Origin of the sequence: Novosphingobium sp. FKTRR1, from assembly GCF_020404405.1 — a bacterium.
Lineage (GTDB): Bacteria > Pseudomonadota > Alphaproteobacteria > Sphingomonadales > Sphingomonadaceae > Novosphingobium.
In genome coordinates this window covers 14,134-27,670 of sequence record NZ_JAIZDA010000032.1, presented here as the reverse complement: position 1 = coordinate 27,670, position 13,537 = coordinate 14,134, and the positions used below count along the sequence as shown (strand labels likewise).

General features: G+C 66.0%; 9 protein-coding genes. 5 read left to right on the top strand and 4 right to left on the bottom strand.

All coding sequences use genetic code 11. From position 1 onward, the window contains the following. Position 1: 1 nt before the first annotated feature. Positions 2-784, bottom strand: a complete 783-nt coding sequence (locus tag LDN95_RS19535; protein ID WP_226019244.1) for an energy transducer TonB — start codon at positions 782-784, stop codon at positions 2-4. Between the two features lie 354 nt (positions 785-1,138). On the opposite strand from LDN95_RS19535, the gene LDN95_RS19530 reads away from it, so the two are divergent. Next, complete coding sequence (locus tag LDN95_RS19530) at positions 1,139-3,631, top strand: TonB-dependent receptor domain-containing protein (RefSeq protein WP_226019243.1); 2,493 nt, start codon at positions 1,139-1,141, stop codon at positions 3,629-3,631. An 83-nt stretch (positions 3,632-3,714) separates the two neighbouring features. Here LDN95_RS19530 and LDN95_RS19525 read toward each other — a convergent pair whose 3' ends face one another. After that, entirely contained in the window at positions 3,715-5,460 is a 1,746-nt protein-coding gene (locus LDN95_RS19525) for a DEAD/DEAH box helicase (protein WP_226019242.1), read from the bottom strand. Between the two features lie 248 nt (positions 5,461-5,708). On the opposite strand from LDN95_RS19525, the gene LDN95_RS19520 reads away from it, so the two are divergent. The 4 genes from LDN95_RS19520 (at position 5,709) to LDN95_RS19505 (ending at position 10,439) form a co-directional block, all read left to right on the top strand. Then, positions 5,709-6,482, top strand: a complete 774-nt coding sequence (locus tag LDN95_RS19520) for an SDR family NAD(P)-dependent oxidoreductase (protein WP_226019241.1) — start codon at positions 5,709-5,711, stop codon at positions 6,480-6,482. A 64-nt stretch (positions 6,483-6,546) separates the two neighbouring features. After that, positions 6,547-7,875 carry an FAD-binding oxidoreductase gene (locus tag LDN95_RS19515; protein WP_226019240.1) on the top strand — a complete coding sequence of 443 codons (1,329 nt, stop codon included), beginning with the start codon at positions 6,547-6,549 and terminating at the stop codon, positions 7,873-7,875. Positions 7,876-7,962: 87 nt separating this feature from the next. Next, positions 7,963-9,321 carry a glutamine synthetase family protein gene (locus tag LDN95_RS19510; protein WP_226019239.1) on the top strand — a complete coding sequence of 453 codons (1,359 nt, stop codon included), beginning with the start codon at positions 7,963-7,965 and terminating at the stop codon, positions 9,319-9,321. Positions 9,322-9,371: 50 nt separating this feature from the next. Then, entirely contained in the window at positions 9,372-10,439 is a 1,068-nt protein-coding gene (locus tag LDN95_RS19505) for a PotD/PotF family extracellular solute-binding protein (RefSeq protein WP_226019238.1), read from the top strand. A 46-nt stretch (positions 10,440-10,485) separates the two neighbouring features. Here the strand turns inward: LDN95_RS19505 and LDN95_RS19500 are convergent, their stop codons facing one another. Together LDN95_RS19500 and LDN95_RS19495 are read right to left on the bottom strand one after the other, a co-directional pair. Then, positions 10,486-11,535, bottom strand: coding sequence for a hypothetical protein (locus tag LDN95_RS19500; RefSeq protein WP_226019237.1), 1,050 nt, complete (start codon positions 11,533-11,535; stop codon positions 10,486-10,488). A gap of 90 nt (positions 11,536-11,625) precedes the next feature. Continuing rightward, a complete protein-coding gene (locus LDN95_RS19495) occupies positions 11,626-13,509 on the bottom strand; it encodes an AMP-binding protein (RefSeq protein WP_226019236.1) in 1,884 nt (627 codons plus the stop codon). Positions 13,510-13,537: the final 28 nt, after the last annotated feature.

The window sequence follows — 13,537 nt, the reverse complement described above, 5'->3', positions numbered from 1 at the left end:
CTCAACCCTGCAGCACGAAGGGAATCTGCACCAGTCCCTGCACCATCATCGCGATCCCGGCTTCGCGCGTGGGCGACCAGCGCCACTGCCGTACCGCGCCCAGCGCTGCGCGATCGAGCCGGTCGAAGCCGCTGCTGCGCGACAGCGAGATCGCCGCGACTTTGCCATCCAGCCCGACGGTGACGAGCAGCACGACCGTACCCTGTTCGCGGTTGCGCCGCGAATCGATGGGATAGCGCGGGGCCTGCGCCGCGATCAGGTTGGCGGTCAAGTCGCGCCCTGTCGCCATCGTCGCAACGGCGGCCGGAGCAGGTGCGGGTGCAATCACCGGCGCAGGAGCGGCTGCCTGCACCGGAGCGGGCGCACTCGGTTGCGGGGCAGGCGCGACGGGCATTGGCGCTGCGATTTCGACCGGGGCGGGCAACGATACCAGCGGCGGCGGCGCAGCGAGCGGCGAAACCGGGCGGTCAGGACGCAATGCGCTTGCCTCTGCCGGCGGAGGCGGAGGGGGCGGCAGGTCTTGCGACAGACGCACCGCCGTGACCACCGTCCGCTCGGCCTTGCCGCCGATCACGCCCGCCGACATCAGTGCGAGGAACAGCCCGCCGACGACCGCCAGCGCCGCTGCGCCCGCTCCCAGCCGACTGCGCGAACCGGGCGTGTAGGCAGACGGTTCCCAACCGTCGTTCGCAGGCACGACAACGCGCACCGGCACCTCGGACTGCGAGGCCGGACGAGCCAGCGCCATGCGCGGCGGAGATGCGAGAACGGCAAGACTGCTCATGATTCGCGACCTGTCCAATTGGCAAAGACCGTTATTGAGAGTCATTCTCATACGCGACTTGAGTGCAGACGTCGAGAGGCGTTCGCAAATTCATTGTCACGCACGACATCGTCGAAGCGCGCATCGAGCCCGTTTGCCGGGTCAAGCAATCGAGCCGCCCGAAATTTGCGTGACAAACCATTGCCTTTGCATGGGACCGGGTTGCTATTGCAAATGACTCGCATTAAAGCCCCATTCAGACAATCGGCCTGTCACCCGCTCCCCCCGCGCGGCGCAGACAGGCCATGCAGGCAGACGGTCGGCGGGACCGGGCTGCCGCAGACATGCTCCCGCCCAGACGCGAAGGACCATAGTGTGAGGGAATCGATCGAAACTGCCGCACCAGCCGCTGCCCGCGCGCAGGCCACCACTGCCGTGCAGGACGCACCGCGCGCAGCGTCATCCGCGCGGTTTCTGGCGCTTGGCTGCATCGGGCTGATCGCGGCCAGCGCGCCTGCCTTCGCGCAGGATCAAGCCTCACCTTCCAACGCGACGTCGGGCACCAAACCCGAAGCGTCGGCCAAGGTTCTGGGCGCTGTGACCGTCACCGATACGGCGATCACCGACGGCAGCTACAAGGCCGACAAGGCGGCATCGCCCAAGTACACAGCGCCCCTGCTCGATACGCCGCGCGCGGTCACGGTGATCCCGGCGCAAGTGCTGGCCGACACGGCGACTGCCTCGCTGACCGAAGCGCTGCGGCTGGTGCCGGGCATCACGCTGGGCGCGGGCGAAGGCGGCAACCCCCAAGGCGACCGGCCTTTCATCCGCGGTTCGGATTCGCAGAACAGCCTGTTCGTCGATGCGGTGCGCGACATCGGCACCCAGTCGCGTGACACCTTTGCGGTCGAAAGCATCGAAGTGGTCAAGGGTGCAGACAGCACCATGGGCGGACGCGGCAACGTCGGCGGCGCGATCAATCTGGTGTCGAAACTGCCCGAAGATGCCCACTTCGCCAAGGCATCGGTGGCGCTGGGCACCGCCGCCTACAAGCGCGCCACGGTGGATGTGAACCAGACGCTGGGCAACGACATCGCGGTGCGCGTGGCAGGCCTCTACCACGATCAGAAGGTGGCGGGCCGCGATGCGGTGTGGCAGGATCGCTGGGGTATCGCGCCTTCGATAAAGGTCGGCCTGACGGGTCCGACCAGCCTGACGCTCAGCTATTACCACCTGCAGGGCCACGAATTGCCCGATTCGGGCATTCCCTACCACTATACGCCGGCCACCGCGCCTGCGGGCGTGACCGAAACGACGGTAGCCGACGTGCCGCGCGGGACGTTCTATGGCCTTGCCGCGCGCGATTTCCGCGACACGCTGGTCAACACCGGCACCGCCCGGATCGAACACCATTTCGGCAAGGATCTGACCTTGCGCAACACCACGCGCTATGGCGTCAGCAGTCAGGGCTATGTCCTGACCCAGCCCGACGACAGCCAGGGCAACGTCGCCAACGGGCTGGTCTGGCGGCGCGCCAACACGCGCTACAGCCGCACCGAAGGACTGATCAACCAGACCGACCTGTTCGGCAGCTTCGCCATTGGCAAAGTGAAGAACAGCTTCACCGTGACCGCCGAACTGAGCAGCGAGAAGGTCGGCGTGGGTGCCTATGTCGCCGATCCCGCCACCGGCACCGCGCTGGCGACGGGGATCAATGCCACCGGCGGACGTTGCGGCACGGCGGCGCAGGCGCGGTTCAACTGCACCTCGCTGACCAACCCGAACCCCTATGATCCGTGGGTCAGCTATCTGTCCGATGGCTCATCCACCCTCGCCCCGATCCAGCGCTCAGCCGAAAAGACCTGGACCCGCGCGCGCGCGCTGACGCAGGCGGTCTCGGTGCTCAACACCGTGACGTTGAGCGATGCGCTGCTGCTCAACCTCGGTGGACGGTTTGATCGCTACATCACCCGCGTCAGCCCCGGCCTTGCCGCCACCGCCGCCGATGAAAGCGGCCGGGTGTGGTACACCCGCCGCGACAACCTGTGGACTTATCAGGCTGGCCTGACGTGGAAGCCGCGCCCCAATGGCAGCGTCTATGTTTCGACCTCCACCGCCGCGACCCCGCCTGGCTCTTTCCTGGCCAATGGCAGCGAATCCAACGCGGTCAATGTCACCAGTCAGGCGCTTACCGACGCGCTGAAGGTCGAACGCACCCGCAACTACGAGATCGGCACGAAGTGGAACCTGTTCGGCGAGGGCCTGTCGCTGACGCTGGCGGCTTTCCACGCCGAAACCAGCAATGCCCGCGCCACCGATGCCAATGGCACCGTCGCCTTCATCGGCAACAAGCGGATCAAGGGCATCGAGTTCACCTTCAGCGGGAACATCACCGAGCGCTGGAACGTGTTCGGCGGCTATACTTACATGGACTCGACGATCGTGTCGGGCGGCATGACCGCGACGACCGTCGGCTCGACGGTGTACCTTGCGCCCGCTGCAAACAACGGCAAGCGCTTCCCCAACACGCCGGAGCACAGCTTCACCGCCGCCACGACCTACAAGGTCAGCGAGGCGTTGAGCGTGGGCGGCAACGCCGCGTACATGGGCAAGGTCTATGGTGGCTATGCCGACTTGCGCACGGTCAGCGGCGGGGTGCTGGTAGTTAGCAAGCCGATCGACCGCTATGTACCGGCCTATTGGCGGTTTGACCTCAACGCCAAGCTGCGGCTGAATTCGCGCGTCGAATTGCAGGCCAATATCAACAACCTGTTCGACAAGCGCTATTACGACAAGGCCTATAACTCGCACTTCGCCAGCCAGGCCACCGGGCGCACCGCCATCGCGACGATGAACGTTTCGTTCTGAACGGAAAAGGACTGCGGAGCCGATCGAGCCCCGCAGTCCTTTATCTTTTCAAGCCAATTTGTGGATCAGGCTTAATTTGCTGATCAAGGACGCCGCGGACCACCCTTGCCGCGATGCCCCTGACCACCATTGCCTTGCGGACGGGCATAACCTTGCGGACGAGCGGCGCCATTGGCACCGCGACCGCCGCCAGCATTGCCAGCCGGACGCGGCGGCGCTTCGGGCGAAGGTTCGATGCGCACGCCTGCTTCGCCTTCGTCGCCATCGCGCCAGGTCCGCTGCAACGCATCGCGGAACTTGGCTTCGATATTGCGCGGCACCTGGAAATAGGTTTCGTTGGCGGCGATGCGGATCGCGCCGATGGCATCGCGGGTGATATGCCCGCGACGGCACAGCAGCGGCAGGATCCAGCGCGGATCGGCGTTCTGACGGCGGCCCACATCCATGCGGAACCACACCACATCCTCAAAGCCCGGACGGTGCTGTTGCTCGCCCGCACCAGCCCCCGCCGAACCGCCCAGATCGATCAGATCCTCGGGCTCGGGTAGCGCCTGACGGTGCGCCTGCACCAGCGCCAGCGCCAGATCGGCCGGATCGCGCCGTTCAAGCAACTGTGCGGCCAGCGCACGGTCCTGCTCGCTGGCATCCTCGATCGGGGCCGACAGGCGTTCCAGCAGCCGCTCACGGTCGCGCTCGCGCACGTCGGATGCGCCGGGCACCGGCACCCATTCGGCCGCGATCTTGGCACCGCGCAGCATCATCTCGACCCGGCGACGGCGCGGAATCGGCACGATCAGCACCGCAGTGCCCTTGCGCCCGGCGCGACCGGTACGGCCCGAACGGTGCTGGAGCGTTTCGGCATCGCGCGGCAGTTCGACGTGAACCACCAGCGTCAGCGTGGCGATATCGATCCCGCGCGCGGCAACGTCGGTGGCGACGCAGACGCGGGCGCGGCCATCGCGCAGCGCTTGCAGCGCGCTGTTGCGCTCGTTCTGGCTATGCTCGCCCGACAGCGCGACGGCAGCAAAGCCGCGCTCCATCAGCACCGCGTGCAGCCGGCGGACCGATTCCCGCGTGGCACAGAACAGCATGGCGGTGGGCGCTTCGTGATAGCGCAGCAGGTTGACGACCGCATGCTCGATATCGGCCGGAGCGACCGCCACCGCGTGATAGGCGATGTCGCCATGGCCACGGTTGGAATCGAGCGTGGTGATCTGCAACGCGTCGGTCTGATAACGACGAGCCAGCGCCAGGATCGGCTTGGGCATGGTCGCCGAAAACAGATACGTACGGCGGCCATTGGGCGTGGCGTCGAGCAGTTCTTCCAGATCGTCACGAAAGCCCATGTCGAGCATTTCGTCGGCTTCATCGAGCACCGCAAAGGCCACGCCCGACAGGTCGAGCGCGTTGCGTTCAAGGTGATCGCGCAGACGGCCCGGTGTGCCGACGACGATGTGGGGGCGGCGCTCCAGCGTGCGGCGTTCGCGCACCGGGTCCATGCCGCCGACGCACGTGGCGATCCGCAAGCCCGCGGTGGCATAAAGCCAGGTCAGTTCAAGGCTGACCTGCAACGCCAGCTCGCGGGTCGGCGCGATCGCCAGCACCAGCGGCGGACCGAAATCGCCGCGTTCGGCGACCAGCGCAAGCAGATCTTCGGCCATGGCGATGCCGAAGGCGACGGTCTTGCCCGATCCGGTCTGCGCCGAAACGATCAGGTCACGGCCAAGTGCCTGCGGTTCAAGCACGGCGGCCTGGACGGGGGTGGGTTGGGCATAGCCGCGTTCGGTGAGCGCGGCAGCGATGGGCGAAGGCAAACGGGTAAAGGGCATCGGTCTCGATTCAACTGGGCTGGCAGGCCAGGGATGGGGCGGCCGTCAAAAAAGCGGCACGCTTCAAGCCGGACAGGCGCTCGCACCCATGGCGCGAATCAGAATCCGGACGCGCGGCCCTAGGCGATTGTTGCGGACAAAGCCAGCGCCGAATGCAGCCACCGCACTGCGCGCCTTGGCATGATGGGCGTTGCCGCTAGCGCAGGTTCGCCCTAGCTTCGGGAAAAACCGCAAGAGAGGATAGGCGAATGGATCTGCAACTCAACGACAAGGTGATCCTTGTGGCCGGCGCCAGCCGTGGCATCGGCCTCGGCATCGTCGAGGCCTGCCTTGCCGAAGGGGCGCGGGTGGCGATTGCCGCACGCGGGGCCGAGGCGCTGGAGGAACAGCGCGCCCGGCTGGCCGACCAGTACGGTGCCGACCGGGTCTGGGCGATGGCAGGCGACTTGCGCGACACCGCCACGATCGAGGCGATGGTGACAGGAGCCGAGGCCGCGCTCGGGCCGATCTGGGGCGGCGTGGCCAATGTCGGGCTTCACCCCTGCCCGCCGGGCTTCGAGGTGGACGACGAAACGTGGGACGCCGGGATCAACCAGAACCTTGACTCAGCCTTCCGGCTGTCGCGTGCGCTGCTGCGGGTGATGACCCCGCGCAAACAAGGTTCGATCGTGCTGATAACCTCGATCGCGGGCCTTGGCGCGCTGGGTACACCGCTGACTTATGGCACGGCCAAGGCCGGGATGAACCATCTGGCGCAGGAACTGGCGCGGATCGCGGGGCGCGACACCGTCCGCGTCAATGCGCTGGCGCCGGGCAACATCATCTTCCCCGATGGCGAGTGGGAAAAGCGCACACAGGGTGAACGCGGCGAGGCATGGTGGAACTGGATCCGCCGCGAAGTGCCGCTGCGCCGCTTCGGCACCCCGCAGGAAATCGGCGACATGGCGACCTTCCTGCTCAGCCCGCGCGCCAGTTTCATCACCGGCGCGGTGGTCCCCGTCGATGGCGGCCAAACCCGCTGATCCCACGCTACCTTCGCGCGGAGGCGATTGACCGTCATCGCTGCGAGGGGTATATGTGATCACAATGTTGACGTCTCGTTCCATCGAGAGGGCAGGCCCTAGCGGCGAGGACACGCGCCGCCATCCTGAATCCTGGTATGCGGCCACCGCGCCACACCCCCCTGCGGCCAATCCGCTGCGCGAATCCGTGATCACAGAATACTGTGTGGTGGGCGGGGGCTTTGCCGGTCTCGGCGCGGCGCTGCGGCTGGCACAGTCCGGCAAGGAGGTGCGCCTGATCGAGGCTGGGCCGATCGGCTGGGGGGCATCCGGGCGCAACGGCGGACAAGTTCACATCGGCTGGAACAAGGAGCAGCCCTGGCTGGAAAAGCATCTGGGCAAGCCCGCCGCGCATGCGATGTGGGACATCGCGCTGGCGGCGCGCGCAAATCTCGACACCCTGCTTGCGCTCGACCCCGATCACTGCGAGTTCCGCCCCGGCCACATCCACGCCGACCACAAGCGCGGCTTCGTTGCCGAAACCCGTGCCCACGTCGCACATATGCGCGAAGAATACGGCTATGACGCCCTGCGCGCGGTCGATGGCGATGAAATCCGCACGCTGGTCGCCAGCGCCAACTACCATGGTGGTAGCGTCGATGCGGGCGGAGGCCATCTTCACCCGCTCAAGCTGGCGCTGGGCATGGCCCGTGCAGCGGTTGCAGCCGGGGCAAAGCTGCATCCGCACAGCCCTTGCCTGTCGATTGAACGCGATGGCAAGGCGTGGCGCATCACCACTCCGCAAGGCACCATTCGCGCGCACAAGGTGCTGATGGCGACCGGCGGCTACGCCAAGGGCTTACTCGGCGAGGTCGATGCGCACGTCCTGCCGATCAACAACTACATCGCCACCACCGCCCCGCTCGACCCGGCGCGCGCCGCCGCGCTGATCGCGGGCAACCGCGCGGTTTCGGATTCGCGCTTTGTGGTCTATTATTTCCGCGTCACATCGGACCACCGGCTGCTGTTCGGCGGGGGTGAGAGCTACAGCTACGCCATGCCTGCCGACATCGCCGGCTTCGTCCGCCCGCACATGCTGCGCATTTTCCCGCAGTTGCACGACGTCGCCATCGACCATGCATGGGGAGGCACACTGGCGATCACCCCGCAACGCCTGCCCTATGTGCGCGAAGTGCAGCCGAATCTGTGGGCCTGCAATGGCTTTTCGGGCGTTGGAGTGGTGTTGGCTCCCTACCTTGGCGCAGCGCTGGGCGAAGCGATGGCCGGGATCGAGAGCGCGGCGTTCGAAAGTCTGCGTCGGCTGCCCGCGCCCCGCTTCCCCGGGGGGCCGCTGCTGCGCTGGCCGACCATGGTGGCGGCCCTTAGTTTCTTTGCGCTGCGCGATCGACTGTAAACGAACGCCTGTAACAGTGGCCTGACTGTGGCATGGTCTGTCGATCGCAAGGCTGGTCCGTTGACGAACCCTTTGAAAGACAAACCGATGACCGTACCGACCGAACAGGACCAATTCGCCGAATGGCTGCGCGCCAAGGGTATCGGCGAGGTGGAATGCCTGGTGCCCGACATCAATGGCGTGGTGCGCGGCAAAGTGTGGCCCGCCGACAAGTTCATCGCCTCGGTCGGCAACATGAGCCTGCGCCTGCCCTCCAGCGTGTTTTCGGTGACGATTACCGGCAACTATGCCGATACCGACGCCGACGACTTCCTTTATCGTGACCCCGATGTCACGCTGGTGCCCGACATCAACTCGATCTGCGTTGCGCCGGGGTTCCGCACCCCGACCGCCTTTGTCGTGGCCGATGCGATCCACCGCAACGGCGAACAGTTCGAGGTCGCCCCGCGCTATGTGCTCAAGCGCATCCTGGCCAAATATGCCGAGATGGGCTGGGAGATGGTGGTCGCGCCCGAACTGGAATTCTATCTGACCGAGGTCAATTCCGACCCCGATCTGCCAATCGTGCCGCCGCGCGGACGTTCGGGCCGCGCTGAAAGCAGCCCCCAGCCCTATGGCCTTGAATCGGTGACCGAATTTGAGGACATCATCGAGGAAATCTACGACAACTCGGAAATCGCCTCGCTGCAACTCGACACGATGATCCACGAAGGCGGCACCGCGCAGTTGGAGATCAACTTCAACCATGGCGAGCCGGTGGCGCTGTGCGATCAGGTGGTGATCTTCAAGCGGATCGTGCGGCAAGTCGCGCTCAAGCACGGGGTCTACGCCACATTCATGGCCAAACCGATGGAAAGCCAGCCGGGCAGCGCCATGCACCTGCACATTTCCGCGCAGGACAAGGACGGCACCAACCTGTTCGGCACCGCCGAGGGGCTGACCCCCGAATTCCACCACTTCGTCGGCGGGCTGCAGCGCTATCTGCCCGAGGTCGTGCCGCTGTTCGCGCCCAACGTGAACAGCTTCCGCCGCATGCGCCCGGCCCATTCCGCGCCGATCAACGTGCAATGGGGGCTCGACAACCGCTCGTGCGGATTGCGCATCCCGGTTTCCAGCCCGCGCAACACGCGGATCGAGAACCGCCTGCCGGGCGCGGATGCCAACCCCTATATCGCCATCGCCGCGACGCTGGCTGCGGGCTACATCGGCCTGCGCGACAAAGTGGAGCCGCTGCCGCTGATCCACTCCAACGCCTATGATCAGGCGCGCACCTTGCCGCGCAATCTGGACGGCGCGCTCAAGCAGATGATCGGGTGCCAGCCGATCATCGACCTTTTGGGCGAAAGCTTCATCAACGCCTTCTACCAGATCAAGATGAACGAGCTGGCCGCCTATGACGAGGTCATCAGTTCGTGGGAGCGCGACCACTTGTTGCTCAAGGCCTGAGTTCGGCTGTAAGGCGCGTTGTGTCCCTCTCTCCCGGAGCTTGCCGCACGATGGCGCAGACCCGCCGCAACTTCCTGTCCGACCTTGGCCTGGCCGGGATCGGATTGAGCTTTACCGCGGGTCTTGCGGCCTGCGGCAAGGCTAAGCCGGAGCGGGCGCTCAACCTCTATACCTGGGATACCTATCTGGGCGCCCACACGATCGAGGATTTCAACAAGGCGGCGGGCGCGGGGGTGAACATCAGCCTGTTTGCCAACAACGACGAACTGTTCGCCAAGCTGCGCAACGGCAATCAGGGCTACGACGTGATCGTGCCCTCGAACGATTTTGTCGAACGGTTCCACGCCGCCGGACTGCTGACCGAACTGGACCACGCCAAGCTGCCCAATCTCAAGAACATCGCGCCCGAATGGCTTGATCCGCCGTTCGATCCGGGGCGCAAGGTTTCGGTTCCGTACACCTGGATCGTCACCGGCATCGGCTATCGCAAATCCAAGGTCGATGGTGTTCCCGATAGCTGGAAATGGGTGCTCGATTCCGATCGCTACAAGGGCCGGATCGGGCTGCTGGCCGAGGCCAGCGAACTGTTCGAGATCGGCGCCAAATACCTTGGCCTGCCCGCGAATACAGACGATCCGGCGACCATCGCGCGGGTGGAAGCGATGCTGCTGAAGCAGAAGCCCAGCATCCAGGTGTTCCACGACGACAACGGGCAGGACTTGCTGCTGGGCGGCGACATCGATCTGGTGATCGAATACAATGGCGACATCGCGCAAGTGATGCGCGACGATCCCGACATCGGCTTTGTCGTTCCGCGCGAGGGCGGGATCATCGCCAGCGACAGCCTGTGCATCCCCAAGGGCGCGCGTCATCCCGATCTGGCCTATGCCTTCATCGACTTCGCGCTGGGGGCAAAGGCCGGGGCCGACATCGCCACAACCATCCGCTATCCCACCCCGAACAAGGCCGCGCTGGCGCTGATGCCGCCGGACTACCGCGACAACGCCGCCATCTTTCCGCCCGCCGCCGCCTTGGCCAAGTGCGAATACTCGCGCTATCGCGGCCAGGAGATCAACGCCCGCTACGAACAGGCGATGACGCGGGTACGGGCGGGCTGATCACCGCATCGCGGCTGGGCAAGAAGGATGCAGGGCGGCGCGCCCCTCAAAGGCTGAACAGCAGGTTGTCGATCGTCGGCCACAATGATCTCGCTTTGGTGTGGGCTCGGACGCGGGCGAGCGAGGAAGGCACCGCATCCTCGACGTAGTACCACCAGAAATATCCGCCGGTGAAGCGCGGGCCGACTTGCGCGGCAAGCGTTGGCTGCATCCCGAAGTAGAGCCGCGCGATCCGCTGTTTTTCGGCCAGGCTCGGGTTGGCGCGCAGCCCGTCGGCCCGACCCTGCGCACCGATCTCGCCGATGCCCAGCCGCGCCTTGGGGAAGATCGTGCCCAACTCGTTCAGCATGGTCGCAACTTGCGCTGCGGTGGGCTTTTGCGCCGGATCGCAGGCGGTTTCATAGATGCTCAGCAACACGTAATCGAGCCCTGTGCGCATCTCGGCGGGCATCGCGCGCGCGAACGCCAGCGTATCGTCCCACTTGTGATCATAACACTGCGGTCCGGCCCAATAGTTGAGCGTGACAGCGGTGCGCGCGTGGAACTCGTTGGCGATCACCCGGTAAGCGCGCAGCGCCTTGGCATTGATCTGCGCCGGGCTGGAGCCGACCCAGTCGCCGTTCAACTCGTTGCCCACCTCCCACACGTCAACCTTCGGCCCCAGCGCGGCGGCATAGCTGCGCGCGCGGGCCTGCACTTGCGCGGCGGTGTATTTGGCCATGTCGCTGGAATCGACCAGTTGCCCCATGATGTAAGCCTGCGGTCGCAGCCGTTCGATAGTGGGCGCGTAATAGGCGGGTGCATTGCCGGGGTCGAACACCACCCGCACCGTGGGTACGGCGCGATGTGCCGAGACAGACGCCAGCACCGCGCCCGCCTGCTCGACCGCATCGACGGTGATTCCCCGCAAGGTGGGTGGAAGCGGGCGCCCCGCATCGACCGGCAAGGCGGCATGGCCCGCTGCGACCTCAGCCCCAGCCCCAGCCCCAGCCCCAGCTCCAGCTCCAGCCCCAGCTCCAGCCAGCGCCACCGTCCCGCCAAACAACAACGCACCAGCCAGCACCATGCTGGCCCAAGCCATCACTCTTGCCGTCATCCGCATCCGCGCCTCACGCTCTGCACCGCCCCCATAGTGGCGGCGCAGCGGCCCGACTGCAAAGCCCTATCGCCTCCGTCTTGGCCCTAATCAGACGGGTTCGTGGCGGCCCAATACCGCTTGCAGTTGCACGACCACGGCGGGATCGTCGATCGTCGGCGGAGTGACGAAATCCTCGCCGTTCACAATCTTGCGCAGCAAGTTGCGCAGAATCTTGCCCGAGCGGGTCTTGGGCAACTGCGGCACGGCATGTGCGGTCTTGAGCGCGGCAACCGCCCCCAGTTCGGCACGCACCGCCCGGATGGCAGCGGCCTCAAGCGTCGCGGGATCGGCAATCCCGGCGCGCGCCACCACGAACGCGACCGGGACCATGCCCTTGATCGGATCGTCGGCGCCGATCACCGCGCATTCGGCCACGCCATCGATGGCCGCGACGATCTGCTCCATCTGTCCGGTCGACAGGCGATGCCCGGCCACGTTGATGATGTCGTCGGTGCGGCCCATGATGTGAAGGAAGCCCTCCTCATCGATGAACCCGGCATCGCCCGTCTCGTACCAGCCGGGAAAGGTCGCGAAGTTCTTGGAATAACCGGCGTGGTTGTTCCACAGCGTACGGAATGCGCCCGGCGGCAGAGGCGCGGCAATGGTGATGGCGCCGCTTTGCCCCGCAGGAACCGCCTGCCCCGCTTCGTCCAGTACGGCAAAACGATAGCCCGGCACCGGAAAGCCCGCGCTGCCCCGTTTGCGGCGCAGATCGCCAAGCCCGGCGCAACTGGCGATGGCGGGCCAGCCCAGTTCGGTCTGCCACCAGTGATCGATCACCGGCAGGCCCGATTGCGCCTCAAGCCAGCCGATCGTGTCGGGATCGGCACGCTCGCCCGCAAGGAATATGGCCTGGCATTGGCCGGTGCCGATCGTGCGCAGGAACGTGGCGTCCGGGTCTTCCTTGCGCACCGCGCGGATGGCGGTGGGCGCGGTGAAGAAGGTCTTGACCCCGTGTTCGGCGATGATCCGCCAGAACGTGCCGGGATCGGGGGTGCCCACCGGCTTGCCTTCGAACAGCACCGTGGCAGCGCCCACCAGCAGCGGGGCATAGACGATGTAGCTGTGCCCCACGACCCAGCCCACATCCGACGCCGCCCAGAACACGTCGCCCGCGCCGATGCCAAAGATGTTGGCCATCGACCATGCGAGCGCGACGGCATGACCGCCGTTTTCGCGCACCACGCCCTTGGGCGTGCCGGTGGTGCCGCTGGTGTAAAGCACATAGAGCGGATCGTCCGCCGCCACCGCCACCGGCGCGGGGACCGGTTCGGCCAGCGTTGCGGTGCGCAGCGCCTGCCAATCAAAGTCGCGCCCGGCTTCGAGCGTTCCCGTCACTTGCGGCCGCTGCAGCAGCACGACGTGCTGGACCTGATGGTCGGCCAGACGTAGCGCTTCATCGACCAGCGGCTTGTAGGCGATGGTCCGCGCGCCCTCGATCCCGCACGACGCGGTCAGCACCAGCTTCGGCGTGGCGTCATCGATGCGCTTGGCCAGTTCCAGCGGCGCGAAACCGCCGAACACGACCGAATGGATCGCCCCCAGTCGCGCGCAGGCGAGCATGGCAAAGACCGTTTCGGGGATCATCGGCATGTAGATGACCACGCGGTCGCCCTTGCCGGTACCCAGCGCGCGCAGCATCGCCGCCACGCGCCCTACCTCTTCGAACAATTGCGCATAGGTGTAAGTGCGCTTGGTTCCGGTGACCGGGCTGTCGTAGATCAGGGCCTTGCTCTCGCCCCGACCGGCGGCGACATGGCGATCCACCGCATTGTGGCAGGTGTTGAGCGTGGCCTCGGGAAACCAGCCGCGCGTTTCGTCAAAGGCGCGCTGCGGGGCTGCGCTCCAGTCGATCGCGCGGGCAGCGTCGAGCCAGAACGCCTCGGTATCCCCAACGCTGTTGCGCCACGCGGTGGTATAGGCTTCGGTCATGTCCCCGTTCCCGTTCTTCCGGCCCCGT

Coding starts and splice junctions, on each gene's coding strand:
- LDN95_RS19515 (WP_226019240.1), top strand. CDS start 6,547: ATGTTGACGTCTCGTTCCATCGAGAGGGCAGGCCCTAGCGGCGAGGAC.
- LDN95_RS19535 (WP_226019244.1), bottom strand. CDS start 784: ATGAGCAGTCTTGCCGTTCTCGCATCTCCGCCGCGCATGGCGCTGGCT.
- LDN95_RS19505 (WP_226019238.1), top strand. CDS start 9,372: ATGGCGCAGACCCGCCGCAACTTCCTGTCCGACCTTGGCCTGGCCGGG.
- LDN95_RS19495 (WP_226019236.1), bottom strand. CDS start 13,509: ATGACCGAAGCCTATACCACCGCGTGGCGCAACAGCGTTGGGGATACC.
- LDN95_RS19520 (WP_226019241.1), top strand. CDS start 5,709: ATGGATCTGCAACTCAACGACAAGGTGATCCTTGTGGCCGGCGCCAGC.
- LDN95_RS19500 (WP_226019237.1), bottom strand. CDS start 11,535: ATGACGGCAAGAGTGATGGCTTGGGCCAGCATGGTGCTGGCTGGTGCG.
- LDN95_RS19525 (WP_226019242.1), bottom strand. CDS start 5,460: ATGCCCTTTACCCGTTTGCCTTCGCCCATCGCTGCCGCGCTCACCGAA.
- LDN95_RS19510 (WP_226019239.1), top strand. CDS start 7,963: ATGACCGTACCGACCGAACAGGACCAATTCGCCGAATGGCTGCGCGCC.